Here is a 26764-nt window from a genome sequence, read left to right as displayed (position 1 = left end):
ATGTTGAACGAGAAAAACGAAATTGATCAATTTAACATAATATAATTGGAATGCAGTTTAATAAATATAAATAAATCACACAATGAATGATAGTATTATACATAAAATCAATACTTTAGGTGGAGTTACAGATGCTGTGAATCCTGATAAAACCTTTACAGAAAACTGGCAGAGCATTAGATTCAACAATTATCTGTATGATAAAGATTGGGATGTTTACGGTATCGACGAGTTTTACAGAAATCATGCAGCGCTGTATAAAGAAAATAATGAAAAATTTTACAACGATTTAACTGAACATTATTTTTCCTTACATGACCGTACATACGGCCAATATTTTTTCAAAGATTGGATGTTCACGCCGTTTAAACCAGGCTCGGAAGATTATGAGGAATTAGAAGGGCTTGTAGAGGAAAATGATTTAAAAAAAACTGTAGAAGGCAAAGAAATGGATTTTGTCTGTATATTTTATTCGTATGGATACCCGGATCATTATTTTGTGTGTACAACAGATCCTGATCAGTCGAACCCAGCGGTATACGGAACAGACCATGAAGTTTATTTCGATGAAATTGAAAACGAAGGAAGTCTGGAAGAGTTTCTGGATAGGTTTATGACCAAAGAAGAGTTCCGGGAAGTCGTTAAAGAGTATTTGCAAGGAAAATTAGGTGGATAATGGATTCTGAGGCTGGTAGTGCTCTATCCTTTAGATAATTATTTTATCCTATAATTTATATTATGTTAAATTGAATATATTTCAGCTTTTCAAAAGATAATACTTTTTTAAATTTACATCAGAACCCAAAGTTTCACTCCAACTAATCGATCTATCCTATACTTCAGTCCCATAGCGAAAACCCGTGCTAGGTTTCTTTATAAATGATCTTCATTCAGGAAAATATTGGTCCAATATTCAAATCTATCGCACTGAACACTTATATAATAGTTCATAATTGCTAAACATGCGAAGGGTAAAAAATTTTTTTCTTCAGTACTAATTTGAGTTACTGTCTCATACCCTTTTATGAAACTTTCTGCTTTTGTTTGATATTCCTCTTCGTTCAAATGGGTTGTAAATAACTGAAATAGGAAATAAGAAATATCAAAGCATAAATAACCGTTGCCACAGAAATCAAAGTCAAAAAATGTTATTTCTTTTTCATTGTCAATATGCAAATTGTCAAACCAAACATCAAGATGAACGGCTCCGTATCTCATTTTCTGTTGGCCTATATTTTCCATTTTTAATGTTAAAAAAACAGAAAGGGTTTCTAAAAATTCAATTTCGCTAGTATTTTTACTATAGAATTCTTTTGTTCTTAAAACAGGATTTCTGAGCAAGTTTTGAGCATTGTAAGACATTCTCATCAGTTCGATATTTTCTGCCGATTGATGAACTTTTGCTAATGCTTGTCCAATTAGAAAGCTTGTTTGTGGTGAAAATTTTGCAGTCTTTATGCCTTTAGCATACGAAAATAAAACACCAAATCTTGTTCCTTCTGGAGCTTCAATTTCTTGAATGAATTTGTTCGATTTATCAGCTATGGGAAAAGCAACCTGTCTGCCTGCTTCTTTTAGAAGAATTAAAAGTCTTAATTCTTCTTCAATTTCTAATTTAGTCCTCCAATTATGGGTGTAAACTCTAAAAACGTATTTGTTTTCGTCATCATGAACAATGTATAAATGATTCATGGCAAGGCGAAATATGCTGCATTCCGTTTTGTCGGTTAGTTCATATTTTTGTTGAATAAGTTGACCAAGTCTATTGGGTGAAAGTGTACTATTTATTGTCGGAAATTTCTCTGTCATTAATTCTTAGTTCGCAGTTGGTTATAAAATACATGCAATTTCGTTAACATTTTTTGGTTTTTACACATATTACCTATATAAATTTTTCTTAGGCCCACACATTATTAGGACTCATACTTTTTAAATGACTATTTATCAATCTCTATTGCGATTTTTCCATAGAAGTTTTTATCACCAGCTTTGGTTTCCAGTAAGCGATGGGCTTTACCGATCTCCGACAATGGAAAAACTTTGTTGACAACTGGCTTTAGTTTTTTATTTTCTACCAATTGAGTGATCTCATCCAGTTTATTTCTATTCTGGCGGGTAAATACAAAATGATAGGTAGCATTTTTTCCCCAGGCATCAATAAGGTTCTGAGGTTTTTCAATATCTACCAACGTAACAACCTGGCCCATCTGACTGAGAATCTGACCGCTATCGGAAAGTGTACTGCCCCCTATGGTATCAATGATGACATCCACTCCTTTATGGTCTGTTAATTGGTGGACCGCACTGATATAGTCCTCATGTTCATAGTCAATAACGTGATCTGCACCTAATTCGGTAAGAAATGTATGATGAATTTTTCTTGCTGTAGTAAATACAGTGGCTCCCATAGCCTTTGCAATTTGAATGGTAGGGATCCCTACGCCGCCGGCACCGCCGTGGATCAGAATGGTCTGGTTAATTTTGAGCTGTGCCCTGGTAACCAGCATCTCCCAGGCTGTACCTGCTGCTAATGGAAGTGTCGCGGCTTCCAGATGGCTGATATTTTGGGGCTTCAGACCTATGATTGACTCGTGGGCACAGTGATATTGTGCATAGCTCCCCTGTCCCTTAAAGATCTCTGGAGTATAATAAACTTCATCCCCGATTTTAAAATTTTCCACTCCCGGTCCGAGTTCTACAATCTCACCGGAGACATCATGGCCGGTGATGACAGGTAATTCCAGTTCATTTTTATAATCTCCGCGGCGCACCTGGTAATCCAGAGGGTTTACAGAAGTTGCAAAGACCTTCACCAAAACTTCCCTGAATCCAGGTATGGGCCTAGGTATTTCTACTATTTTAAAATTTTCTGCAGAGCCGAACTCTTTTATAATTGCTGCTTTCATATTATATTTAGTTAATTAGGTAAATTCCTAAATTATTGAATAAATTTTTTTAAAGTTTTTCTTTTATATGCATTGCCAGGTCCTGGAGTGTCTTTTCGTTTCTTTTATAGTAGGTCCACTGCCCTTTTCTTGTGGCAATTAGAATATGGGTAGCAGACATTGTTTTCAAATAATCAGAAACCGTAGGCATAGACATTCCTGCCTTTTTGGCGATATCCGATACACATACTCCTAATTCCGGAGTGTATTCCTCCAGCTCCTCTTCCGGAAAATGGGCAAAAGGATCTTTTAACCACGTAAGAATATTTAAACGTGTTTCGTTTGATAAGGATTTAATGACTTCTAACAATTCCATAACTACAAATTTAGGAAATTACCTAAATCCCTACAAGCTTTTATGAAAAACTTTATGACCTGTTCTGTATCTGTTTATAAAAACAGGGTTTTGTGAGGTTGTTTTGATATCCGTTATCACTACAGGAGAAACAAAACATTATAGATCTTTATGAATTGGGCATTTTGTGTCTGGGTAATCCTATTTCATGGGTTTGTGGATAAGGCTTCCTGAATGTCATGCTTATATCCTCTCTGATCTGCCGGTGTACATCATATTGCTTTTCTTTGTCATAGGCATACCGTGGATCTGGTATGAACGGCATTTTTGCCATTTTAGTAACTGTGACAGTCGGAAAATGAAAATCAACTTCCACAATTCCCAGTAACAGATAACAGCCACCTCCCTGAAATGGATACTTTTGAAGACTGTCGGGAAAATGTGCCGTGTCAAAATAATGGCCATTCACATCAATCCAGGTTCCGAAATACATGGTTCCTTTTTTAGTAGGCACATGCTTTCTGGAAATCAGATACGCCATCATTTTTACCTGTTTCTTATGGAATGATAACAGGTTTTTTACGAAAACAGACCCTCTGTAGCTGGTTGTAAGCAAATCAAAGGGACTGCATGACACGGGAAATCCCAGGATTTCAATTTCATCAAAAGCATCTTCAAAATGTTCACGTTTCAGCTGTGGAAGTTTATATTCCTGAACGGGTTCATCAATTAATAATAATCCTCTGTTTTCCGGTTTAAAATGAGTCAATATCATTCTTGCTTCTACAAGCAGTTCATTTTTCGGTTGTTGGGTAAAGCGGAAAGCGCCAATGAAAATTAAGGTCTGAACCGCCTCAATACCTACAGCAATGCGGCGGATAAAGTCTTCCAACGACTTATATTCTCCGTTATTTCTTCGCTCTTCCACAATTTCATGGGCAATTCTGCTCTCCAGTCCCTGCAAAAGCATTAATCCCAGATAGATATCTTTCCCCTTTAATGAGGTTTGATATTCACTGGTGTTGACACATGGAGTTTGAATTGTAGCCCCGGACATTTTAGCTTCATGAATATAAACTTCAGTGCGGTAAAACCCACCCTGATTATTGATGACAGAAACCATAAATTCAAGCGGATAATACACTTTGAGATAGAGACTCTGATAACTTTCTATAGCATAGGATGCCGAGTGGGCTTTACAGAAAGAATAACCGGCAAACGATTCAATCTGTCTGTATACTTCTGCGGAAAGTGTTTCAGGATGCCCTTTTTTGCGACAGGATTCCAAAAAATTATCCTTTACTTTCTGAAGCTGGGATAATGCACGGCCTTTACCGCTCATAGCCCGCCGGAGGATATCCCCGTCTGCTAAGGAAAGTCCTCCGTAATACTGTGCAATTTTGATCACATCCTCCTGATAGACCATAATACCATAGGTCTCTCCCAGATGTTCTTTAAAAATTTCGTGAAAATAGGTGAATTGATCAGGATGATTGTGTCTGAAAATATATTCGCGCATCATTCCACTTTGTGCTACTCCCGGTCTTATGATGGAGGATGCAGCCACCAATGTTCTGTAATTATCGCATTGTAATCTTCGTAACAATCCGCGCATTGCCGGAGATTCAATATAAAAACAGCCTATAGTATTACCTTCTGCCAAATGCCTGTTGGCCGCAGATTCATCCTTGGAAAGGGCTGTATCTCTTATATCAACCTCTACTCCCCTTACCTCTTTAATCAGTTTTACCGTGTCATTGATTGTTCCCAGGCCTCTTTGGGAAAGAATATCAAATTTTTCCAGCCCGATTTCTTCTGCGGTATACATATCAAACTGAACTATAGGAAATCCCTTTGGAGGCATTTCCAATGCGGTATAATAAGTGATGGGTTCTTCAGAAATTAAAATCCCGCAGGAATGCATGCTCCTCTGATTGGGAAACTTCTCCAAGAGTTTGCCATAGGTATGAACCAGTGTCACCACGGAATTCAGTTCATGGGTTTCTACAGATTTTGTAGCCAGTTCGTCCAGCTCATCTTTGGGCAATCCAAAAGCTTTTCCAATCTCACGAAATATAGAACGGTACTTAAACTCTACATTGGTTCCACAGAATGCGACATGTTCCTTGCCATATTTGTCGAAGATATACTGAAGAATGGTATCCCTATCCTGCCAGCTCCAGTCGATATCAAAATCAGGGGGACTCTTACGGTTAAGATTGAGAAAACGTTCAAAATAGAGATCCAGTTCCAGGGGGCATATATCAGTGATCCCCAGACAGTAGCTGACAATGCTGTTGGCACCACTTCCCCGCCCTACATGCATTAATCCTATTTTGTTGCTGTACCTTATAATGTCCCAGGTGATCAGAAAATAAGCACTGAAATTAAGTTCATGGATTACCTTCAGCTCTTTTTCTACCCTTTGCCTGGCTTCTTCATGATCCGGACCATACCGTTTTTTTAACCCTAAGTAAGCAAGTCTGCTGAGAAACTTCAGATCTCCATCTCTGGATCTTGTATAATGTTGTTTATTTCTGACTGTCCCAAAAGTAAATTCAAAATGACAGCTGTTCAATATATGCTCTGTGTTCTTGATCATTTCCGGGTATTCCTGAAAAGCCTCGAGTATCTTTTTTTCCGGTTTTAGGTATTCCGATTTTTTGCAGATATCGTTCTCAGACAGTTTTGTAAGTAAGGTATTCTTATCTATAGCTCTTAAAATCCGGTGCAGATTGTATTCTTTCCGGGTACTGAATGTTACAGGCTGAAAAACAACCATTTTGGAAATCATCCTTCGGTATTCAGGGCGGATAAGAAGGGTAAGCTCCTCTTCCCGGATTCCTATAAATTCATTTTCTTTCAGAGTTTCGGGCATTTTTTCCAAAGGATAAATAACAAAAACCTGATTGAACTCGGGAGCGGATGCCAATATGTCTTTTCCGTTACAATGGTACTCCGTGATCATTGCATTCACCTCTCCTATTCCGCTGAACTCTTTGGCAATAGCAATATAAAGAAGCTGTCCTTCTTTTCTGATTTCAATTCCGACAATAGGTTTGATTCCGCAATCTTCGCAGGTCTTCTTAAATTCATAGATTCCCGTTACCGTATTGATATCCGTAAGAACAAGCTGTTTGATTCCCAAGGCATGGGCTTTAGAAACCAGTTCTTTTACAGATAAAGTTCCATAGCGGAGACTGTGGTATGAATGGCAGTTAAGAAACATATTTGTACAGGTTTTTACTTTTATTTTCCTAAATCAAAACCCGAGGCCCTGCCTACAGCATCCGCTCCAAACCGGTTCTTGATATTATCCATGGTTTGATAAAGGCTCATCTGTTCTTCCGTATCTTCAAATAAATTCATCTGATGATTCCCATGGACAAGCCCTGTAAAACGAAGTCCTATTAAACGAAGCCTCATTCTTCGGGTGTACGCTTTACTGAAGAGATCCAGTGCAACTCTTGATAAGGTATGATCCGCAGAAGTATAGGCTACCCTGCATTGTTTTGTTTCCGTATCAAAATTGGCGTAACGGATCTTTACTGCTACCGTAGAAGTAAGCCATTTCTCTTTTCTTAGCTGATAGGTGAGCTGTTCCGACATTCCGGATAACAGCCTTTTTAATTCCGGGATATCCATTGTATCTGAGCTAAAGGTTCTTTCTGTGGAGATTGATTTTCTTTCAGAGTAAGCAATAACAGGATTTTCATCAATTCCATTAGCTTTTTTCCAAAGCTCACGGCCATTTTCTCCTATCATTTGCTGAAGAATAAGAACAGGCATTTCTGATAAAGTATGGATGGTACGAATTCCCATCCTGGAAAGTAATTGAAAGGTTTTGTCCCCTACCATTGGTATTTTTTTTATGGATAAAGGATCAAGAAACGGTTTGATTTCCTGTGGTTTGATTTCTATTTTCCCCGGTTTGGCTTCCCCGGTTCCAATCTTGGATACGGTCTTATTGGCAGAGAGGGCAAAGCTTATGGGAAGTCCTGTTTCTTTGAGGACGGAGGCTGCAATTTCTTCTGTCCATTTGTAACATCCGAAAAATTTGTCCATTCCGGATAGGTCAAGGTAAAACTCATCAATACTTGCTTTTTCCATCAGCGGAGCTTTTTCCTGGATAATTTCTGTAACCATATGGGACATTTGAGAATACATTTCATGATCTCCCCGAACCACCCTGGCATCCGGGCATAGTTTTAAAGCCATCCTGATGGGCATGGCAGAACGTACCCCGAAACGGCGGGCTTCATAGGAGCAGGAAGCTACCACACCACGGTCTCCTCCTCCGATGATCAGAGGAATTCCATTAAATTCAGAATGGTTGAGGCGCTCACAGGACACAAAAAATGTGTCCAGGTCCATATGTACAATCGTCCGTTCCATGTTACAAAATTAGTTACGTTTTTGAACAAAATTCGTATTTTTGTTGATATAATTTGTAACAATGTCGATTTTTTCAGATAACATAAGGTTTTTGAGAGGTAAGAGAGAAAAAACTCAACAAGAGCTTGCTGATCTTTTAAGCATTACCCGCTCCCGGTATGTTTCATACGAAGATGGAAGATCGGAACCTTCTATTGAGATGCTGCTGAAAGTTTCTCAGTCTTTTCATGTGAGTATTGATCTTCTGGTATCTGTAGACATCAGGAAGTACCCGATGGAAGAGACATTGAACCTTCCGGATAACAGAATTATTCTGCCTGTATTGGTAGATCATCTGGGAAATGATACCATAGAGATTATATCTCAAGAAGAGGCGGAGAATTACCTTGAAGGCTACAGGGATATACAGTATATTGGAAATCTTCAAAGAATTGCTCTTCCTTTTCTGACGCATGGGAAATACAGAGCCTTTCCGGCGGAAGGAAATTCCATGCCACCCTTTAGAAGGGGTTCTTATATTGTAGGAAAATATGTGGAAGGGATAGATCATCTGAAACCTGGAAAAACCTATGTTTTTGTAACTCTAAATGAAGGAATCATCTATAAACGTTTTATGGGTAAAAGAAAAAACAGAATCTGGGTAAGCTCAGATAATTCATTTTATAGACCTTATGATATTTTGATTGAGGAAGTTTTGGAGATATGGCAATATGCTTCAGGTATTTTTCCTGAAGATTTTGAATCGGATGAGACGGAAGATCTGGATATGAAAGAAATGTTTATGGAGTTGAAAAAAGATATCAAGGAATTGGAAAATAAAATTTCCGGAAAATAATAATGGAAAATATATTTAAAAATGTCGCAGCTTAGCTTATTTAATTCTGAAGAATTTTACAGGTTTCCAAGTGAACTATTGGAGTATACGGAACATTTTTTAGCTGAAAATGAGGCTTCGGAACTTGAGGAACTTTTAATGCATACTGCTCCCTAGAAACAGAGAACTCAGAAAATGTATGATAAAATGGTCCTGACGCCCCGTTTGACAGCCTGGTATGGTGATGATGACAAAAAATATCAGTTGGATGGCCATCAGTTTAATGTTAACCCCTGGCTGCCTGAGCTTCTGGAATTGAAAGAGCGCATCGAGAAAAGCACAGGATATCGGTTTAATTCAGTGTTATTGAATTTATACCGGGATAAAAATGATTCTGTAGCCTGGCATAGGGATAAGGAAAGTGAATTGGGAAACCGTCCGGTTATTGCTTCTATAAGCCTGGGGCAGGTAAGAAGTTTTGACTTCAGAAAGTTTGATGACCATTCCAATAAATACAGCCTGCCTCTTCAGCATGGTTCCCTGTTAATTATGAAAGGAGATCTCCAGATGAACTGGGAACATCGCATTGCCAAATCTTCGCGGCCTATGAAACCAAGGATTAATATGACTTTCCGGCTAGTGAAATAAAATCCGTTGTTACCTGCCTTGCCAAAATTGTTTCAAAGAGGTAACAGCCGGATCTAATGGTTATGATATTTTGATTTTCACTCCTACAGAAATATTAATTCCTGCGAGTGGGCTAAGGAATTTCAGCTGAGAGTTTTGAAGCCTTGCTTCTGTATTTAATAAATTGCTTCCTGCTATATAATATTCTATACTTCCCATTTTTAAATGGGTATCTTCATAAGAAACACGTGCGTTAAGAAGTGAAAATGCCGGCATCGGGAGTTCCGGATTTATATTTTTCCCAAGATATTTTTGCTTCATATAATGGTCCAATGCTATATTGAAGTTCAGTTTTTGTACCGTTCCGCTAAGGTTGAACCCAAAACGGCTTGTCGGCATATTGGGCATATAATCTCCATCGCTCCATTTTCTTATAGAACTGTCGGCTGTACTGATGTTTCTCACCAGATCATAGTAGGAACCTACTTCCCATTTTCCCAATGTATGAAGATCCATTTTGTAAGCTGCTTCAGCTTCTATTCCATTGATCTCGGTATCATCAGAACGCCATTCCTTTACCAGGAAAACCTCCCGTGAAATCCCCGTATGAGCAAGGTAGATATAATTTTTATAGAAAGTATGGTACCAATTGGCAGATAAGCGAATATTTTTCAAATTAAGTCCACCGCCAATTTCCCATGTCTTTGCAATTTCTTTATCCAGTTTATCATCTCCGTTTTCTTCTGTGAGAATAGCAAAATGATTGTTTCCTGCATACAGTTCATTGACTTCCGGGGCTCTTTCAGAATGATTATACTGTACTTTCAGATAGGCTTTTTTTAAGATATTCCATTGGGCCGCTGTATGAAACTGATTCAGGGTAAAATCTCTTCCCATAAGATTTCCTCCGGAGAGTCCACGGCTTCTGATGTATTTTTTATCAGCATTGGCTCTGCGCTGTACATGATCATTCCGATATCCCAAATCAAATTCAAGAAAATCGAAATTGAGGTGCTGCATCGTGAATATGCCAATTTCACGGCTTATGTTGTCAGGAAGATATCTTTGACTTCCGCTGCCTTCCATTTCCCTGTATTGTACTTCAACTCCGGTAGTTCCAGTTAAAAATTTCAGCTTCTGTTGTGCTATTTCCAAGCGGCCATTATGTTGTTGTACATGAAATTGATTGGCTTTGTGGCGCTCCAGAAGTTCCGAATTACTGGAAAATACTCCCATATAATTAAATTTTATCCCGGCAATGGGAGAATGATTGAATTGATAAGCCGTTTCCAGCATAGCTTTATGAGATAAGCTTTTTATATTGATGGGGACATATTCCAATGTCTTCTGAGGTTTTCCGTGAGAGTGTTTGGGAATTTTGGACAGGGCATAGCCGGGAACTCCAAAATAGGAATAGGCGTTTTGATAAGCACCTCCCAGATAAAAGGATTTGCCAATATAGCTGGTCCCCACGTAAAATGAATTGCTTTCTGAATGACTGTTTGGAATGACGCCGTCTTTTGTCGGGACATAATCCTTAATGCTGTTTACTTCGCTTCTGTAACGGTCTTTTGTTGGATCCTGTCCCGGAACGTACTGATCGTTTTTGGGATTGGGGTAATATTGGCCATCCGACGGATTATAGTAAGTGGGACTGAATGTGTAAAGATCATCCTGTGAAAGTTCATATTCTACCATATGATCTTTGGCAAACTGGCTGATATAAGGGAACAGACTAATATTAAGAACATTTCTTGAATTTACATCCAGCTGGCAGAGGGATTGCAAAATGCTGTTAAACCCAACCAGATTTGGATCATAACATCTGCTGTCTTTAGATTTTCCCGGGATCCGGACAATTTCCTGTTTTTGGTTGGATCCTCCCATTGTCCATATCCAGTTTTTAGTAATAGTTCCTTTTGCAGAAAATGACTGTTTCTGCCCACTGTTACTTCCGCCTTCCAGGAGTGCCTGAAGATTAATTTTTTTGGATGGAAGTTGACGGACGATATAATTGGTTTCAATATCAACAGCTCCCCCAATAGCTTTTCCACCGTACAGAACAGCTGCTGAATTTTTATAAATGCTGATATTTTGGACATTATCCATTTGAATATCCAGATTAAAATCCGGACTTATTCCCGAAAGATCATTGACTGCAGTTCCGTTTTCCAGAATTCTTACTCTATTTCCACTCAGACTTCGGATAACAGGGGCTCCGGAATTGGGGCCATATCCGGAGTTTTGAATACCCGGAATTTTACTTAGCGTTTCTCCTAAGGTATTGGATTGGATGACATCCAGTGTTTTCCGTGGAATGCTTACCACCTCCTTATTCATTTTTCCCTGTATCTGTATTGACTCTATATCCTGAACGGTCTTTTTAGCCCTCAGGTTCTGAGCTTTCAACACAGAAGGATAAGAAATAAGTGTCCCTCCCATCAAAAAAATAACGGCTTTTTTCATATGCGTATGCTTTAATAATCCGGCAAAGCTAGATAATTAATTCTACTAAAGCAACTTTGTTGCATTATTGAAAAAGCAATATGTTCCTAATTATAAAGTCTGGTAACCCATAACATGTTGTATGGTAATACAATATAGTATGGGAGATAGATCTGCAAAAAAACGGGTTGAAAGATGATTATAAATAATGTAACCGATTAAATTATACTTACGTCAGCTGTTGACAAATACTTATTTTTTCCGGAAAAATTAACCTGGTGTTAAAAGTTTTCCGGTAAACAGGTGACGGATCGTCTGAAACAGAGTAATAAGGATGAAGATGGTTACAATGCCCAATAGTATTACAGCGATTCCCATATTGAATGAAAGCTGGTTGAATCTTGCATATTGAAGTGATGCATTAGTTAACGCTACAGTAGAAAAACAGGCACCCCACCATGATACCATAAAAGGAAGTTTTTTATTAAAAACCACCAATAAGAGTACTATAAAAATGAAAAATCCGGAATAGAATAAAGCAGAGGCAAAGGTGTCTATTTCTTTTCTTGTACTCAGATAACTCAACAATCCTACTTCAAAAGGTGCAGACATTATTAATAAAGTTGGTTTTAAAAATAATGTAACGGGTTCACGGTGTATCAGACGATAGGTGACAATAATAAAGAATACTATGGCATACATGATCCCGACAGAAAAAAGGATGGTATCCATTTCTTTACTTTCCCATCCTAAATCAACACTGGCATGAGCGGTAACTGCATTGAGGATTGTTAACCCCGGTATCAGTACTGGCGGTACCAGATCAAGTGAATTTATAGACCCTTTAAATAACCTAACGGTTAGTATATAAACAAAAATAATACCTCCGAATGTCCCTATTATCCAGCTTATCCTGGCAAGAAGCAGTGAATAAGGTGCCGCCAATGTGGAAAGGAGGACTGCAGAAATGAAAAATGTACCCAGAAAATTAGCCTTTACCGGATGAGTCAGTTCAGCTTTTACCTTATATGGAAACATGATTATTTTGTACAGATACCCTATTATTAACAGGATAAATACAGTCCAGCCCAAAAAACCAATATACTTGCTGACCATTATAGGAGCACCAAATAAGGCTGCAGAGGTTTTCCAGGCTATAGATAAGCCTGATAATGCAACCGTTGAGCCAAAAAGACCTACAGGCAAATGTTGTAAAGGGCTGTTGCTGATGCTTTTATTTTCTGAACTAAGCGGGGGCGGACTGTTATTAAGAGAAAAAAAAGATCGGTTCGAATTTTTCATCAGAATAGGGATGTATTTATTAAAACTGTCTCAACTTTTTATTCATAAGAATCTTTAAGTGTATGGTTTTCACTAAAAAGTTGAGACAGCTTTATTGTTTGAAGGTCATAACATGGTCTAGCTTACTCCACAATGTCTTTCTATCAACGATTATGGGGCCTGTTAAAGTTTTCACCAATACCGTCGTAGAATTCACATACTCTGCCAGGGAAACTCCACCCAGAGGTGTTTCGAGTTGGATATCCAGCCTTACGCCGGCTTCTTTATTGAGTTTATCTAGCAGTGATAGCCCTTCAGCAACCGGTAAGGGATTATTATACCTCAATACAAGATCGAGATCACTTTCTTCAGTCAGTGTTTTTATTCCTGTTGCCAGTTCAAATGCAGTACTTCCTGTAGGTCCCCAATAAAGTTTTTCCTGGTTTAAAATTGGAGTAATGCTTTTTAAAGACAGGATAGATGGGTTTAGTTCATGTTGTTTAATTTTCCATTGTAAAGGAGAAACCAACATTTCAGGAGAAATGACTTCATATACCACAGATGATATAAGCCATGCAGGGAGTCGTTCATTTTTTTTACTTCCTCTTATTCCAACAGGTATCAATCCATTTTTGGAGGGAGCACGGCGTACAACCGCATAAGGAGCATGTACTAATGCTGAAACAGCCCATTCGGGGAGTGATGCATCCGTTAAGAGGTCATCCTGGTTATAGATCCGTATAAGATCATGGGGGTTCAGTTCCATTGTTCTCCAATTTTAGTTCTCACCAGACGGGAGTATACTCTACCCTGATTAATGGCATTCGGTGTTTCCAATCTTTGGTTGAGTGTGTCATCAGCTTTATGGACTGCTTTTTCAAGCGCTGCACTTACCTTCTGAATATCAGCTGAATCAGGATGAGTGGTATCAGTGATAGTTACCAAAGCATCAAGTGGACCCAAAGCATTAAAACTGGCAACATCATATGCCATAGCCGGTACTTTTTGAGTGGCTTTTTCCAACTCTGCGATGGTACGTTTCGTAATCCGGGCTGCTGATTCTTTGGACATAGCCTGTATATTTATAGAAGGGTCATTTAAGGCAATAAGACGGCTTGCCTGCATTCCATGGGTTAAAAAAGCACCTGAAATAGCATTGCCTACGATGAAACCAGTTACAGAATGACCTGAAATCCGGGCACTGGCATAGGCATCCACTCCTGCTGCACAGGCATAATGGATTCCAAATAATTCTTCATGATAACCATAGGCCTGGCTGGGTACATCAATGATGGCTACAATATTTCTTTTATCGGCTTTGTGGGCATCTTCATCTATCGCCTGGCGGACATATTTTGCTATTGCCCAACCTTCCAGTAATCCAACCTCTCCGTGACGTGCGCGGGGGAAACGGTTAGCTTCATTAGGAACGACTGTTATAAAACGTGTTAATTTACCCTCAAACTGAGTATCGGCTACAAGCAGACTTGGATATTCACTGATCGAAGACGCTCCTTCTGTAAGTATTGTAAACCAGGTCCTTCCCTTCCCTTCAACAGGTTTATTTTCAAGGACTGCTTTTACTTCAGTTTTTTTCTTTTTGTTCAATTCAATAAAATCCGTTTTGGTATTTTTAACGGACAAGTCTATTTGTGAAATTATGGAAAGATAATGCTCTATCTGACGGGTTCGGGAGATGGTATCAGGTTCCGTAACAGCTTTAATAATGGCCTTTTTAAAAGCTGGAATATCATCTTCTACCAACTGATCGACCAAGCCTGTTTCGAAACGTGATCTACCGCCAATCGTATCCCAAATCAGTCTGCGGTCGCGTGAGTTTAGTTCTTCAATCCCTGCTTCCTGCTCAATGACTTCAGGGCCATTGAGACCAAAGCGGGCCGTTTCCGTCATGATCAGGGTAGAACATAACGCTGCTGTAATAGACATTCCTCCAAAGCACCCTACATTTCCCGGGATCAACCCAATGACAGGGACATGGCGTTTTAAGGCTACGATTGCAGATTGGATTTCTGAAATACATAATAAACCATAATTGGCCTCCTGAAGCCGTACACCCCCTGTATCAAATATAATAACCGGAATTATTTTTTTTCCATTTTGAATGTCTTTTAACACATACTCCAGTGAGCCTGCTATTTTACTGCCACTGACCTCTCCTATTCCTCCTCCCTGGAAACTCCCTTCTATGGATAATATGACTGCCCGCTGCCCGCTGATAGTCCCTCTGGCAATAACCACTCCGTCATCACTTTCCGGTACAATACCCTGTGCTGGAAGATGGGGAGATTCTATTCTGCCAAAAGGATCCAGTATTTCTTCAAAAGTATTGATATCCAGCAGAGCCTGGGCACGTTCACGGCCTTTCAGCTCAATAAAACTTGTTTTCATAAGTCCTTATTTTTTTGTTTGATTGGAAATTTCTACTGCTTGTGCCAACCGTAAACTGACTACGCCCGGTGTAGCACCAAAATCATTGATCGTTATAATAGCATCTATATCATGATGTACTGTAAAGCGTTTAAATACTGCCCTCCATGTTTCTTTGAAGCCTTCTGAAGCGGTACGGACATTGAATATCGTTGTTCCGCTTGTCCCCGGTTCCAGTAATATTTCGAGATCTCCAGATCCTACCACTCCTATATGCGCTCTTTTTGCAACCGACTTTTTAGCCGGAGTTGTAAATGAAAATGATTCCATATTAATTGATTGTAAAATGATGAGTTACTTTATGAATAAAAATACTGGCTGCAAGCATATCCGCACTTCCTCCTGGTGATACCCACCAGTATCTGATCAGATCATCTAAGTCCTGATATACATGTTGATTTTCAGGGATCCCCATACCTCCCCGGTCCAAGATATCTTTAGCTTTTTGCTTGATCATCCGGAGTACTTTCATATCGCTTCGATGCAGAATACAGGTGTCATCAACTACTGAAATCAATGATAGCAGTACATTGATGCGGCAAATGTTTTCCGATTCATTTTGATATTTTCTCCAGATTGGTAAAGCTGTTTTAGATAGCGACGGAAAACCCAGTGCAGCTTCTTCCCGGGCGGTAACCACTTTATATTTTTTGCTTACCTGTTTGCCATTGCTTGGGGCTGAAGGCTGATACCGGTCATCAAATCTGGCAATGGCTCCTGCCGTATTTAATAGATTGCTTATCGTAAAGACAGAATCTCCCGATGATAAAATACTTGTTGCTGCCACTAAAAGGCCTATGCTCCATATTGCTCCTTTATGTGCGTTGATACCGCCGGTGGCTTCCAGCATTTTCCGTTCTCCATAGCGTCCAATGGCTCCTAATTCCTCCCTTAGCTGTAATGATGGTTTTTTATGGGCTGCCACTATAGCCATTTCGTAGAAAACCGATCTTAATGCTAAGGCAGAGGATTCCATTACCGTAAGATTCAGATCGTGATGTGATCCGTTATTTTCCCTATCTACCAAACCCGGTTTAGGGGTAAGATAAACTTCTTCTAAAAGGGATTCTCTGGCAAAATCGGCAATTGTATCCGCCACCAGGTTATATGTTATTATTTCTGCTAACATTTTTTTAGATTTATATGAGAATAATTACCAGTTTTTGAATTTAGCGGGAGGATTGTACAGCCCACCAGACCACTCTACCAGGTCTTTTATATTTTTGGCTGCCAGCAGGCTGCGTTTAGCTTCTGTACGGTGGACTCCTATATCTTCCGGATATGCCACCACTCCACGTTCCCTTAATGCCTGTGTGGTTTTGGGGTCTGCGGTACGCCCTACTGAGGTAACACCGGCAATAGCAGCCAAAGCCTGTCTCCGCTCTTCTTGTCCTTCGGCTTTATAAATATAGGCGACACCTTCTTCTGTAACTACATGGGTAACATCATCTCCATAAATCATGACCGGGGCTGTAGCCAGGTTAGATTGCTTAGCAACTTCTACCGCGTCTAAAGTTTCTACAAATACTGGGGTATTGCCATTCTGGAATGTCTCCACGGTCTGTACAACCAGTTTACGGCCATGTGCCAGAGGGTCTTTGGAAGTAATCATATCCAGCCATGCTTTTGAGGAATGTCTCCGTCCACGCGGGTCGTGCCCCATATTAGGAGCTCCTCCAAAGCCGGCCAGCCTGCCGGATACTACCGTGGAAGAGTTTCCGTTTTTATCGATTTGCAGTGTAGATCCTATAAACATATCGATGGCATATTGTCCGGCAACCTGGGCAAGGGCCCTGTTTGACCTTAATGAGCCGTCTCTTCCTGTAAAAAAGATATCCGGGCGGGCAGCCACATATTGTTCCATACCCACTTCACCTCCAAAAGCATACAACGTATCCACCCATCCTGATTCTATAGCAGGAATTAATGTAGGGTGCGGATTGAGTGCCCAGTTTGTGGCAATTTTCCCTTTAAGGCCAAGGTTTTGAGCATAAGTAGGAAGTAGCAGTTCAATAGCTGCAGTATTAAAACCCACTCCATGGTTCAGCGATTTGACGTGATGCTTTTCATACACTCCTCGTATTGTAAGCATGGCGATCAAAATATGTAATTCGGTAATATTCTGAGGATCGCGTGTAAATAAAGCCTCCAATTGATAGGGTTGGTCTGCTTCCACAATAAAATCAACCCATGAGGAGGGGATATCAACTCTTGGCAATTCATCCACAATTTCATTGACCTGAACAATGACGATTCCATCTTTAAAAGCAGCAGCTTCTGCTATTGTAGGAGTTTCTTCCGTATTGGGACCGGTATAAAGATTACCCAGCCGGTCGGCTTTATCGGCTGCAATTAAAACAACATTTGGGATGAGGTCAATGAATAGTCTTCCGTAAAGCTCAAGATAGGTATGGATTTCACCGATTTTAAGTATCCCATCTTCAAGCATTTGGGCAATTCTCAGGCTTTGTGGCCCGGCATAGGCAAAATCAACCTTTTCGGCAATCCCTTTTTCAAAGATATCCAAATGCTCAGGCAGAGAAATACTGGACATGACCATATGGAGCTTATTCACTTTGACGGGGTCTAATTGGAGCAGGGCTTCAGCCAGAAACGATGCCTGTTTTTGATTATTACCTTCCAGTACTACACGGTCTCCGGGCTGAATCAATACCTGTAAGGTTTCAACTATATTTTCTCTTTTTATAAAGATGTTTTCAACCAGATGTTTTACGGCATTGATCCTGCGTTTTTTTTCGTCACGTTTCTTTGTCCATGATGTACTTATCATTTGATTTTCCATAATACTTTAATTTATTACTTATGTTGATAATTATTCCACAGAACAGTTATTTGATCTATTTGTTTACTGTCCATATTCAGAATTTCCGCTTCTGGAAAAGCTTCTGCTGCTAATTTTGCCAATACTCCTGAGGGCTCCATTTCAATAAATATCCGTGTACCGAGTTCATAGATCAGTGTCGTGGCATCATACCATTTTACGGGTGATGAAATACTCTGCCACAAATCTTTACCAATGGCATCGGCGGTTTTTAAGAGTCTGCCGGTTACATTTGAGGCAAAGGGAATGACAGGAGATTTTAAAGTCAGTTGTTCAATCTGTTGTTTCAGAGATTGGGAAACACTTGTCATCAATTCACAATGTGAAGGTACTTTTACATCCAGCAGTTTGGTTTTTCGTATTCCTGCTTTTTCCAGTTCGTTAATCAGGATGGATATACTGTCTATTTTACCTGTAACAACCAGCTGATCTGAAGCATTAATATTGGATAGATAAACAGGAGTATGGCGGCTATTATGATCTTTTAAATAAGGTATTAATCTGTTTTCGGTAAATCCTAGCAGGGCAGCCATTCCATAATGTGCCGGAAATGCTTTTTCCATGAGCTGTGCACGGTGATGCACCAAGCTGACAGCTTCTTGAAATGTAATGACTTCACTAACAACTGCTGCGGCAAATGCTCCTACTGAATGTCCTGCCACAAAGTCTGCAGTTACGCCTCTGGCAAGCAGCTGTTTTGCAGATAGCACTCCAGCAATTAGTAAATTTACCTGTACATTGACTGTTGAGAATAAACCCTCACTGCTGTCTATTTCGGAAATGCTTTTTTGAAGGATTTGCTCTGTCAAATAAGATAGATATCCGGCATCAGACTCCTGAGCAAGTAATGAGGATAATATATCTGGCTTCTGTGAGCCCTGACCGGGAAATAAAAATGCTGTTTTCATAATTAAGACATAAGGTGAGCAGATGACTTACGGTAAATATTTTCATATTTTTTTATTCATACTTTCAATTAAGGCCTTCGCAGATTCAGGCTGCTGGTTGATTATACTTTCTAAGAGGTCGTTATGGAGGCTGGTAAAACGATGCATAACGGCAGGTTCTTTGATGGTACTTGATATACTTTTTTTAAGCTGCTGCTCAGCAAAGGTTTTGTACAGATCACTTAATACGGTATTCTTACTGGCTTCAGCTATGGCAATATGAAAATGAATATCTGCTTCCACCCATGCCGTAAAATTGCTGTCATCAGCCGCCTGGTTTCTCTTCTTAAGAAATGATGTAATAGTGGTTATATCAGTTTGGGTTCTGTTAAGTGCCGCTTTTTCCACAATTTTGATTTCTAACAGCTCCCTCACCTCTTTTACTTCCGTCTGGGAAGCATTCATCAGCTGGGTTGCCAAAGAAGTTGTTTGTGAAGTCTGTGAAGTCACAAAAGAACCTACCCCATGCTTTACAGTAATGATACCTGAGTTTTCCAAAATACGTAAAGCCTCACGAAGTGAAGATCTCCCAACTCCCAACATTTTCATCAGCTCCGGCTCAATGGGTAATTTCTGATCCAGTTTATAAATGCCATTTTGAATCTGCTGGTGTAAGGTTGCTGCAATTTCCTCTGCTAAACTTTTGCGTCTAATAATCTTTGTCATAATATCGTCATGTCATCTGATGACTCAAATGTAAAACAATATTTTTTAAAGGCCAAAATTATTTTCAAAAAAAGTAAAAATAGTTTGATTTGAAGCTCAGGTACTTATAAGAGAAAGGTAGTCTTGTTTTTGTAAACTCTTTACTGGTGGTGATTTCTTTCCCTTGGCTAGTAAGTGCTGTACTGTCACAAAAAAACCGCTCCGAAAAGAGCGGTATAGTTTTTATTACTTGTTTTTTCTTAGCAAGTAGATCCACACTCAAGTAATCTGATGTGAATGACACCATTGATTACACATTGTGTTTGGCATAATGTGTTACCTACAAGGGTACCAACACCTCCTAATACTCCACCAACTGTAGAACCTACACCTGTAACAACACCACCAACGATAGTGCCTACACCTCCTACAACACCTCCAACTACACCACCTAGTCCTCCTAGTAATCCACCGATTGGATCAAGTAATCCGTTACCAGAAATTGTTTTTAATTCGTTTCTGTCTAATTTTTTTAAGTTTTTCATAACTATAATTTTATATGATTATTACATTACGAATATAAGAAGAATAATAATAAGTTCCCAAATTTTTCTTAAAAAATTAATAATATGTTTTTATAATTTAATATTTCATTAATATAAAAGGAAAATAATGAGAATATCATTTATTGTTATATCTGATTGATTTACTAAATGTTAAAAAACATATTTCAAATTCAAAAATTTAGAGTTAATAATTTAAGAGTAAATATTGTTTTTTAATGAATATTCTTCAAAACTGAAAAAAACAGTCTGTCTCTGTATAAATAGTAAAAAAGGGAGTCCTGAAATTCATCTTTTTTCTTCAGCATCCGGTATAATATACCAGAAAAGGTGATTTTTTTCCACTTTGTACAGGAAAACAAGCGTTGCTGATCACTGATAACGAAATCAATTTTGTATTTTTGCTGATATACTTTTATTTTATCAATGTCAATTTTTTCAAATAATATACGATTCTTAAGAGCTAAGAGAAAACTTTCCCAACAAAATGTAGCTGACGAATTAACGATCTCCAGAGTAAGATATTCTAAATATGAGAATGGAATATCTGAGCCTCCGATTGAGCTTCTGGTAAAAATATCCAAATATTTCCATGTGAGTATTGATCTTCTGGTCTCTGTAGATATCCAGAAATATCCTATGGATGAAATGCTGAAACTTCCGGACAACAGAATTGTACTGCCGGTAGCTGTAGATCATCATGGAAATGATACTATTGAAATCATTCCTCAAAAAGCATCAATGGGATATCTGGAGGGATATAGCGATGTAGAATATATTGAAAGCCTTCAAAGGATTGCCCTTCCCTTTTTAACGAATGGAAAATACAGAGCATTTCCTGCAGATGGAGACTCTATGCCTCCGTTTAGAAACGGTTCTTATATTGTAGGGAAATATGTAGAAGGAATAAATGACCTGAAACAAGGGAAAACCTATGTTTTTGTCACTTTAAATGACGGAATTACCTATAAACGTTTTAAAGAAAAGAATGAAAATACCATCAGTGTAAGTGCGGATAATTCATTCTATGAGCCTTACGAAATCCCTTTTGATGAAGTGGTGGAAATATGGCAGTACGCTTCAGGAATTTTTCCGGAAGACTTTGAACCCGGTGATTATGAAAGCTATAATTTTAAAGAGATGTTTCGGGAATTGAGACAGGATATCAAAGATCTTGACCGTAAGGTTTCCGGTCGTCGCCGTAAATTATCATAATATAATTGCAATAGATCTCTGATTTCTATAGCATACATATACCATACAGCCAGCTTCTCAAAAAAGACTGGCTGTATTTTTTATTTACTAAAACCTTTATAGCGGTCATCGTGGCTTCGAGGACCTGTCCAATATAATCCATACCGGTGCATGATCACTACTCTTTTCCCAACCCCTGACATGACGGTCTACTCCACCTGATTGCAGTTGGGGACTCAGGTAAGGACTTAATAAAATATGATCAAGCCGTATTCCTGCATTACGATCGTAAGCTTTGTATAGATAATCCCAGAATGTATAGATCTTTTCTTCAGGATAAAGAGTACGGATAGAATCCAGCCATCCTTTCTTTTGCAGTTCTTTATATGCTTTTCTTACTTCAATTCTGTACAGTGCATCATTTTCCCAGCGTTCAGGTTTGTAGACATCTATGGGTTCGGGAATAATATTGAAATCTCCGATAAGGATCGCAGGAAGCTCCATTTTAATAAGCTGGTTTGTTCTCCTTTGTAAGCGTTTGATCCATGAGAGTTTGTAATCAAATTTTGCTCCAGGATAAGGGTTGCCGTTGGGAAGATATAAGCAGCATATAACCATTTGATCAATAATGGCTTCTATATATCTGCTCTGAAGATCTTCAGGATCACCTGGCAGAGACCGCTGTACTTCTGTGATCTCTCTGTTTTTTGCCAGTATGGCTACCCCGTTCCAGCTTTTCTGTCCGTTCCATATGGCCTGATAACCGGCAGCATTAATTTCTTTTAAAGGAAATCGTTCCTGTGGTGCTTTGAGCTCCTGAAGGCATACTATATCCGGTGAGGCTTCTTTCAGCCATTGCAAGAGTAAAGGTAACCGGGCATTGATTCCGTTGACATTATAGGTTGCTATTTTCATAATAGAAAAATATTAGAATACACCAGATCATGAATAAGGCAATAATTATTCCATGATATAGGTTAAAAATAGAAGCTGATAACACAAAAGTACCATACATTATATATGGTACTTGTCGTAAAAGGATGGATAAAAATTAATTATTGATCATCTGTTTTTTTAAGGTCTGGCGATGAGTACTCTTTTTTTTGATAAAGGTCCTTTTCCGGCATATCCGGAAAAGGACACCTCCTCCACTGCCATCCAATCACAATTACACTATAAATAAGGAGGCAATAGTTTGGGCATCACTGCCACTCATCACTTCGTCATAGGCGGCGGAACCTGCTGCCGCTCCAAATAAGGTTCCTGTATTGTATCCGGACTGGTTTACATTGTCCTCTCCGGCGTATACAGGGTCTGTTGCTGAAGGCATATTTCCACCATTAGCCAGTTCAATCCAGCCTTTATTAGCCCTCATTCTTCTTACCTGTGATGCATGTCTTGCTTCAACGGAATGAATCTGTAAGGCGGCCTGAAGTACAACTTTATTGGACATGACATTTCCTGCCTGTCCTTTATAGGCTCTTACTCCCGTATCTTCAAAAGCCTGTGCGAGGATAAGAAACTGATTGTAATCTGTAAAAGGAGAAAAGCTTCCATTAGCTGTAAAATCAAAAGTAGGTTTCGCTCCCGGAGTTGTCCCTAAAGAAGTAAGGGTGCTTTTCAGAAAGCTGACGTGGGCCGATTCATGTTTTGAAATCTGCATAAAAACCGGTCTGTCCGAATTGGGAATCAGCCCTGCTGCAGACAGCCCTAAAGCATAATACTCATTTTCAAGATATTCTAATACCAAAGCCAATTGTAAAGCATCGGTTAATGTACTTTTTAAAGCAGTACCTCTAAATTCTTTTGTTGCCGTTTCTGCTTTTACCGGCGTGACCATCATGGCACCTAATCCAAAAGGAATTGCGGCAGTTGCTGCTTTTTTTCCGAATAATGACATATTCGTAAGTGTTTCCAGTCTTGAAGCTTCCGCCGTAAAAAATTTATCATGAGAAAGCTTATCTAATAATTTAAGAATGTTCATAATACAAGATTTGAAGATGAATGATTAATTAATACCTCTTTCTTTCCACGTGAAAGGCGTTTTTATAAACCCTCCTGCAGCCATTACAATATCCTTGGGCTCTTTGGCAAGATCCAGACCGTTGGCATCCACTACATCGTCTCCTGAGAAATCTGCAGATCCCGGATTGATCAGATTTCTGATCGCAGAGGCATGTCTGGCTTCTACGGAAACTATTTTCCCGGCAATTACAAGGTAAGCCGCATTGGTAATATACTTCCCGGCTCCATTGTATGCCGCGACTCCGGTATCTTCTAATGCTTTTGCCGTAGCAAGCACAGAACTCCGGTTATTAAAGTTTACATTGGGATACTGAAATTCCAGCTTTGGAAGAACGTTCTGAGTAGCACTGCTGATGGCTGCTTTGAAGAAATCCCTGTGAATGACTTCGTGGTGATAAAGATCCGTGAAAATTTCCTTTTCAATACTGGAAATTCCCGTGTAAAAATTATTAACCACTTTATTATAAAAATCTGCTTCCAGCTGTTCTAGGGCATAGGCATAATTTAATATCCCTACATCTCCTGTTCCCAGATCAAATATGTTCCCATCATTTATGATCTGAAAATCATCATTATCATCACAACCTACCAGAGTGAGACCGGCCATAGCCAATCCTATACCTCCCAGTTTCAAAAAGTTTCTTCTGCTTGTATCAAGACTTGCTCCCTGATTAGAAACATGAATCGTTTTTTTCATAATATTAATTGTTTAAGTGTTTGTTGAGATAATAGAAGAAAAAACAGCATACCTCAATATGCTGTTTTGTTAATCCTTATGGCATTAAAACGGTATCTATGACATGAATAACTCCATTAGATTGGTTTACGTCCGCAATGGTCACTTTGGCACTGTTTCCTTTGGCATCCTTTATATAAAGATCTTTACCTTTTGTCCAGAATGTAAGTTCTTCGCCCTGTACTGTTTTCATCATACTTTTTCCGTTTCCGGCTTTTACAGCTGCCCATATTTCCTTAGCATTATATTTTCCCGGCAAAACATGGTAAGTCAGTATACTGGTAAGCATGGCTTTGTTTTCCGGTTTTACAAGATTTTCCACAGTTCCTTTCGCAAGCTTTGCAAAAGCAGCGTCTGTAGGTGCCAACACGGTAAAAGGACCTGCTCCCTGTAATGTTTCTACCAATCCCGCAGCTTTTACTGCAGTGACAAGGGTTTTATGGTCTTTAGAGTTGACGGCATTTTCAATAATATTCTTAGATGGGTACATGGCAGCCCCTCCTACCATTACTGTTTTTTCTTTCATCGTTTGTGCAGTTACCTTCCCGCTAAAAGCGAATGATAAAGCGATCATTGCTAAAACTGCGATTTTTGATTGTGTGTTCATGTGGTTGATTTTTTATTGAGTTATACTTGATTGTGTTCTTAGTGTCATTTACGAGGTTGGTTTTGTTTTAGATTGATAAAAAATGAAATAATTTTCAAATATCTGATTATCAGTTGTTTATTTTTTTTATAAAGAATGAGATCAAAGTAAATTTTCTATAGGTTTCAGGTAAGAACAGGGTTGATCATGGAATACACAGGCAGTGTTCTACAGTGTTTTAAATATTTGCAATATTGAGATGATGTATGATAGTGTTCTGTTTGTCATTCCGTAGGAATCCAACCCTAGTGGATTAAAACTTTCTTGTAACCACAAAAGTCACAAAAGTCTTTAAACACTTAAGTTATTAAAGTTTCCAGCTTTGCGCATATAAAGTACACTGAAGTTTTAAGAAAATCTTTGATTTTCATCTTAAGTGCACTTACTTATACACTATTATTTTAAACTTTCTAAAGTGCTCTAAAGTGTTTTAAATATTTGCAATATTGAGATGATGTATGATAGTGTTCTGTTTGTTATTCCGTAGGAATCCAACCCTAGTGGATTAGAACTTTCTTGTAACCACAAAAGTCACAAAAGTCTTTAAACACTTAAGTTATTAAAGTTTCCAGCTTTGCACATATAAAGTACACTAAAGTTTTAAGAAAATGTTTGATTTTCATCTTAAGTGCACTTACTTATACACTATTATTTTAAACTTTCTAAAGTGCTCTAAAGTGTTTTAAATATTTGCAATGTTAAGATTTATATAGAGTGATGTATGATAGTGCTCTGTTTGTCATTCCGTAGGAATCCAACCCTAGTGGATTAGAACTTTCTTGTAACCACAAAAGTCACAAAAGCCTTTAAACACTTAAGTTATTAAAGTTTCCAGCTTTGCGCATATAAAGTACACTAAAGTTTTAAGAAAATCTTTGATTTTCATCTTAAGTGCACTTACTTATACACTATTATTTTAAACGTTCTAAAGTGCTCTAAAGTGTTTTAAATATTTGCAATGTTGAAATTTATATAGAGTGATGTATGATAGTGTTCTGTTTGTCATTCCATAGGAATCCAAGCGTAGTAGGTTAGGATTTCTTTGTAACCACAAAAGTCTTTAAACACTTAAGTTATTAAAGTTTCCAGCTTTGTGCATATAAAGTACACTGAAGTTTTGTTGAAAATCAAAGATTTTCATCTTATGTCAACTTAATTGTGTGATATTCCTTTAAACTTTCTAAAGTGTCTAAAAAAATAAAAACTTTTGTGTCAGACTACGTTGAATCTTCTATTTATGGTTTAGTAAAAAGCTTAAACAGTTTTCTTAAATAAAATCATTAAAATCATGTATGAGGTAAAAGATTTTAATGATTTCATTTGGAATGTATTTTATTTTGCTACATTTGGAAGGAAAAATAACAATTATTAAGACAACCTATTCTGAAGAGGAGCTTATCGTTTTATTAAAAGAAAAAAACGAAACCGGTTTTCATTATCTGTATGACCACTATTCGGGTGCGCTGTACGGAATTATTCTTCGTATTGTTCAGTCTAAAGAATATACTGAAGAAGTCATTCAGGATGTTTTTGTTAAAATATGGAATTCTATCCACCAATATGATGACTCTAAAGGAAGATTTTATACATGGATGATCAATATTGCCCGAAATACTGCAATAGATTATTTAAAATCTAAAGGGTTTCAGAATGAGCTTAAAAACCAACCACTTCCGGATTTCGTATATAATACTACAGAACTTTCAACGACCAACAATTCATCCGATTATATTGGATTTAACAATGTGCTGGAAGGTCTGGAAGTAGACAAGCAGGAACTTATTAATCTTGCTTATTATCAGGGATATACCCAACACGAAATATCCGAAAAACTGAAGATACCCCTGGGAACGGTAAAAACGAAAATGCGGAATGCATTGATGAAATTAAAAGATTTGCTAAAAGATTATCAATAA

At 38.4% G+C, this 26764-nt stretch carries 25 protein-coding genes; 6 read left to right on the top strand and 19 right to left on the bottom strand.

Features of this window, described 5'->3' with window-relative positions; all coding sequences use genetic code 11:
* Nucleotides 1-82 precede the first annotated feature (82 nt).
* Nucleotides 83-676, top strand: coding sequence for a hypothetical protein (locus JML65_RS09565; protein WP_202270661.1), 594 nt, complete (start codon nt 83-85; stop codon nt 674-676).
* A 197-nt stretch (nt 677-873) separates the two neighbouring features.
* On the opposite strand, the gene JML65_RS09560 is transcribed toward JML65_RS09565, so the two are convergent.
* The 5 genes from JML65_RS09560 to dinB form a co-directional block, all read right to left on the bottom strand.
* Complete coding sequence (locus JML65_RS09560; RefSeq protein ID WP_202270660.1) at nt 874-1809, bottom strand: phosphotransferase; 936 nt, start codon at nt 1807-1809, stop codon at nt 874-876.
* Between the two features lie 128 nt (nt 1810-1937).
* Nucleotides 1938-2906, bottom strand: coding sequence for a zinc-dependent alcohol dehydrogenase family protein (locus JML65_RS09555; RefSeq protein WP_202270659.1), 969 nt, complete (start codon nt 2904-2906; stop codon nt 1938-1940).
* A 49-nt stretch (nt 2907-2955) separates the two neighbouring features.
* Nucleotides 2956-3261 (bottom strand): ArsR/SmtB family transcription factor, encoded by a 306-nt coding sequence (locus JML65_RS09550; RefSeq protein WP_202270658.1) that lies wholly within the window; start codon nt 3259-3261, stop codon nt 2956-2958.
* 148 nt (nt 3262-3409) lie between these two features.
* Nucleotides 3410-6469 carry a DNA polymerase III subunit alpha gene (locus tag JML65_RS09545; RefSeq protein ID WP_202270657.1) on the bottom strand — a complete coding sequence of 1020 codons (3060 nt, stop codon included), beginning with the start codon at nt 6467-6469 and terminating at the stop codon, nt 3410-3412.
* Between the two features lie 20 nt (nt 6470-6489).
* On the bottom strand, nt 6490-7635 hold the full coding sequence (dinB, locus tag JML65_RS09540; protein ID WP_202270656.1) for a DNA polymerase IV: 1146 nt from the start codon (nt 7633-7635) through the stop codon (nt 6490-6492).
* Nucleotides 7636-7696: 61 nt separating this feature from the next.
* Between dinB and JML65_RS09535 the strand changes: the two genes are divergently transcribed.
* The 3 genes from JML65_RS09535 to JML65_RS09530 are packed head-to-tail and all read left to right on the top strand — an operon-like array spanning nt 7697 to nt 9097.
* Nucleotides 7697-8470: a LexA family transcriptional regulator gene (locus JML65_RS09535; protein WP_202270655.1), complete on the top strand. Its 774-nt coding sequence runs from the start codon at nt 7697-7699 to the stop codon at nt 8468-8470.
* Between the two features lie 21 nt (nt 8471-8491).
* Nucleotides 8492-8626 carry a hypothetical protein gene (locus JML65_RS23995; protein ID WP_262896493.1) on the top strand — a complete coding sequence of 45 codons (135 nt, stop codon included), beginning with the start codon at nt 8492-8494 and terminating at the stop codon, nt 8624-8626.
* 18 nt (nt 8627-8644) lie between these two features.
* Entirely contained in the window at nt 8645-9097 is a 453-nt protein-coding gene (locus tag JML65_RS09530; protein ID WP_237390825.1) for an alpha-ketoglutarate-dependent dioxygenase AlkB family protein, read from the top strand.
* Between the two features lie 60 nt (nt 9098-9157).
* Here the strand turns inward: JML65_RS09530 and JML65_RS09525 are convergent, their stop codons facing one another.
* The 10 genes from JML65_RS09525 to JML65_RS09480 all read right to left on the bottom strand — a co-directional run bounded on the left by JML65_RS09525 (nt 9158) and on the right by JML65_RS09480 (nt 20229).
* Nucleotides 9158-11542: a TonB-dependent receptor gene (locus tag JML65_RS09525; protein WP_202270654.1), complete on the bottom strand. Its 2385-nt coding sequence runs from the start codon at nt 11540-11542 to the stop codon at nt 9158-9160.
* A 249-nt stretch (nt 11543-11791) separates the two neighbouring features.
* The gene (locus JML65_RS09520; protein ID WP_202270653.1) at nt 11792-12823 is read right to left on the bottom strand and encodes a hypothetical protein; all 1032 of its coding nucleotides are present in this window, start codon (nt 12821-12823) and stop codon (nt 11792-11794) included.
* Between the two features lie 91 nt (nt 12824-12914).
* Complete coding sequence (locus tag JML65_RS09515) at nt 12915-13568, bottom strand: malonate decarboxylase holo-ACP synthase (RefSeq protein ID WP_202270652.1); 654 nt, start codon at nt 13566-13568, stop codon at nt 12915-12917.
* Nucleotides 13559-15211, bottom strand: coding sequence for a biotin-independent malonate decarboxylase subunit beta (locus JML65_RS09510; RefSeq protein ID WP_202270651.1), 1653 nt, complete (start codon nt 15209-15211; stop codon nt 13559-13561). Before JML65_RS09510 ends, JML65_RS09515 begins: the two co-directional genes overlap by 10 nt.
* Nucleotides 15212-15217: 6 nt before the next feature.
* Nucleotides 15218-15520: a malonate decarboxylase subunit delta gene (locus JML65_RS09505; protein WP_115920230.1), complete on the bottom strand. Its 303-nt coding sequence runs from the start codon at nt 15518-15520 to the stop codon at nt 15218-15220.
* A gap of 1 nt (nt 15521) precedes the next feature.
* Nucleotides 15522-16379, bottom strand: coding sequence for a triphosphoribosyl-dephospho-CoA synthase (locus JML65_RS09500; protein ID WP_202270650.1), 858 nt, complete (start codon nt 16377-16379; stop codon nt 15522-15524).
* 24 nt (nt 16380-16403) lie between these two features.
* On the bottom strand, nt 16404-18053 hold the full coding sequence (gene mdcA, locus JML65_RS09495; RefSeq protein WP_237390824.1) for a malonate decarboxylase subunit alpha: 1650 nt from the start codon (nt 18051-18053) through the stop codon (nt 16404-16406).
* Between the two features lie 14 nt (nt 18054-18067).
* Nucleotides 18068-19000: a malonate decarboxylase subunit epsilon gene (locus tag JML65_RS09490; protein ID WP_202270649.1), complete on the bottom strand. Its 933-nt coding sequence runs from the start codon at nt 18998-19000 to the stop codon at nt 18068-18070.
* Nucleotides 19001-19042: 42 nt separating this feature from the next.
* Complete coding sequence (locus JML65_RS09485) at nt 19043-19705, bottom strand: FadR/GntR family transcriptional regulator (protein WP_202270648.1); 663 nt, start codon at nt 19703-19705, stop codon at nt 19043-19045.
* 239 nt (nt 19706-19944) lie between these two features.
* Nucleotides 19945-20229, bottom strand: coding sequence for a bacteriocin-like protein (locus tag JML65_RS09480; protein WP_179140018.1), 285 nt, complete (start codon nt 20227-20229; stop codon nt 19945-19947).
* A 444-nt stretch (nt 20230-20673) separates the two neighbouring features.
* Between JML65_RS09480 and JML65_RS09475 the strand changes: the two genes are divergently transcribed.
* Nucleotides 20674-21462: an XRE family transcriptional regulator gene (locus JML65_RS09475; protein ID WP_047493726.1), complete on the top strand. Its 789-nt coding sequence runs from the start codon at nt 20674-20676 to the stop codon at nt 21460-21462.
* 105 nt (nt 21463-21567) lie between these two features.
* Here the strand turns inward: JML65_RS09475 and xth are convergent, their stop codons facing one another.
* From xth to JML65_RS09455, 4 genes are all read right to left on the bottom strand, one after another.
* On the bottom strand, nt 21568-22356 hold the full coding sequence (gene xth, locus JML65_RS09470; protein ID WP_202270647.1) for an exodeoxyribonuclease III: 789 nt from the start codon (nt 22354-22356) through the stop codon (nt 21568-21570).
* Nucleotides 22357-22609: 253 nt separating this feature from the next.
* Nucleotides 22610-23425 carry a ferritin-like domain-containing protein gene (locus JML65_RS09465; protein WP_084084168.1) on the bottom strand — a complete coding sequence of 272 codons (816 nt, stop codon included), beginning with the start codon at nt 23423-23425 and terminating at the stop codon, nt 22610-22612.
* 24 nt (nt 23426-23449) lie between these two features.
* The gene (locus tag JML65_RS09460; protein ID WP_202270646.1) at nt 23450-24163 is read right to left on the bottom strand and encodes a ferritin-like domain-containing protein; all 714 of its coding nucleotides are present in this window, start codon (nt 24161-24163) and stop codon (nt 23450-23452) included.
* Nucleotides 24164-24239: 76 nt separating this feature from the next.
* A complete protein-coding gene (locus tag JML65_RS09455) occupies nt 24240-24809 on the bottom strand; it encodes a fasciclin domain-containing protein (RefSeq protein ID WP_202270645.1) in 570 nt (189 codons plus the stop codon).
* Between the two features lie 1349 nt (nt 24810-26158).
* On the opposite strand from JML65_RS09455, the gene JML65_RS09450 reads away from it, so the two are divergent.
* Nucleotides 26159-26764, top strand: coding sequence for an RNA polymerase sigma factor (locus JML65_RS09450; protein ID WP_237390823.1), 606 nt, complete (start codon nt 26159-26161; stop codon nt 26762-26764).

Origin of the sequence: Chryseobacterium sp. KMC2, assembly GCF_016756935.1 — a bacterium.
GTDB classification, from domain to species: Bacteria; Bacteroidota; Bacteroidia; order Flavobacteriales; family Weeksellaceae; genus Chryseobacterium; species Chryseobacterium rhizosphaerae.
The sequence above is the reverse complement of the archived record's forward strand: the minus strand, read 5'-3'. Positions and strand labels throughout refer to the sequence as shown.

Excerpts from the sequence above, each read along its gene's own strand:
- JML65_RS23995 (WP_262896493.1), top strand. The coding sequence starts at position 8,492 with ATGTCGCAGCTTAGCTTATTTAATTCTGAAGAATTTTACAGGTTTCCA.
- JML65_RS09475 (WP_047493726.1), top strand. The coding sequence starts at position 20,674 with ATGTCAATTTTTTCAAATAATATACGATTCTTAAGAGCTAAGAGAAAA.
- JML65_RS09560 (WP_202270660.1), bottom strand. The coding sequence starts at position 1,809 with ATGACAGAGAAATTTCCGACAATAAATAGTACACTTTCACCCAATAGA.
- JML65_RS09505 (WP_115920230.1), bottom strand. The coding sequence starts at position 15,520 with ATGGAATCATTTTCATTTACAACTCCGGCTAAAAAGTCGGTTGCAAAA.
- JML65_RS09500 (WP_202270650.1), bottom strand. The coding sequence starts at position 16,379 with ATGTTAGCAGAAATAATAACATATAACCTGGTGGCGGATACAATTGCC.
- JML65_RS09455 (WP_202270645.1), bottom strand. The coding sequence starts at position 24,809 with ATGAACACACAATCAAAAATCGCAGTTTTAGCAATGATCGCTTTATCA.
- mdcA (WP_237390824.1), bottom strand. The coding sequence starts at position 18,053 with ATGGAAAATCAAATGATAAGTACATCATGGACAAAGAAACGTGACGAA.
- JML65_RS09520 (WP_202270653.1), bottom strand. The coding sequence starts at position 12,823 with ATGAAAAATTCGAACCGATCTTTTTTTTCTCTTAATAACAGTCCGCCC.
- JML65_RS09550 (WP_202270658.1), bottom strand. The coding sequence starts at position 3,261 with ATGGAATTGTTAGAAGTCATTAAATCCTTATCAAACGAAACACGTTTA.
- JML65_RS09465 (WP_084084168.1), bottom strand. The coding sequence starts at position 23,425 with ATGAACATTCTTAAATTATTAGATAAGCTTTCTCATGATAAATTTTTT.
- JML65_RS09485 (WP_202270648.1), bottom strand. The coding sequence starts at position 19,705 with ATGACAAAGATTATTAGACGCAAAAGTTTAGCAGAGGAAATTGCAGCA.
- JML65_RS09565 (WP_202270661.1), top strand. The coding sequence starts at position 83 with ATGAATGATAGTATTATACATAAAATCAATACTTTAGGTGGAGTTACA.
- JML65_RS09525 (WP_202270654.1), bottom strand. The coding sequence starts at position 11,542 with ATGAAAAAAGCCGTTATTTTTTTGATGGGAGGGACACTTATTTCTTAT.
- JML65_RS09535 (WP_202270655.1), top strand. The coding sequence starts at position 7,697 with ATGTCGATTTTTTCAGATAACATAAGGTTTTTGAGAGGTAAGAGAGAA.
- dinB (WP_202270656.1), bottom strand. The coding sequence starts at position 7,635 with ATGGAACGGACGATTGTACATATGGACCTGGACACATTTTTTGTGTCC.
- JML65_RS09545 (WP_202270657.1), bottom strand. The coding sequence starts at position 6,469 with ATGTTTCTTAACTGCCATTCATACCACAGTCTCCGCTATGGAACTTTA.
- JML65_RS09510 (WP_202270651.1), bottom strand. The coding sequence starts at position 15,211 with ATGAAAACAAGTTTTATTGAGCTGAAAGGCCGTGAACGTGCCCAGGCT.
- xth (WP_202270647.1), bottom strand. The coding sequence starts at position 22,356 with ATGAAAATAGCAACCTATAATGTCAACGGAATCAATGCCCGGTTACCT.
- JML65_RS09555 (WP_202270659.1), bottom strand. The coding sequence starts at position 2,906 with ATGAAAGCAGCAATTATAAAAGAGTTCGGCTCTGCAGAAAATTTTAAA.
- JML65_RS09480 (WP_179140018.1), bottom strand. The coding sequence starts at position 20,229 with ATGAAAAACTTAAAAAAATTAGACAGAAACGAATTAAAAACAATTTCT.
- JML65_RS09490 (WP_202270649.1), bottom strand. The coding sequence starts at position 19,000 with ATGAAAACAGCATTTTTATTTCCCGGTCAGGGCTCACAGAAGCCAGAT.
- JML65_RS09515 (WP_202270652.1), bottom strand. The coding sequence starts at position 13,568 with ATGGAACTGAACCCCCATGATCTTATACGGATCTATAACCAGGATGAC.
- JML65_RS09530 (WP_237390825.1), top strand. The coding sequence starts at position 8,645 with ATGTATGATAAAATGGTCCTGACGCCCCGTTTGACAGCCTGGTATGGT.
- JML65_RS09460 (WP_202270646.1), bottom strand. The coding sequence starts at position 24,163 with ATGAAAAAAACGATTCATGTTTCTAATCAGGGAGCAAGTCTTGATACA.
- JML65_RS09450 (WP_237390823.1), top strand. The coding sequence starts at position 26,159 with ATGATTTCATTTGGAATGTATTTTATTTTGCTACATTTGGAAGGAAAA.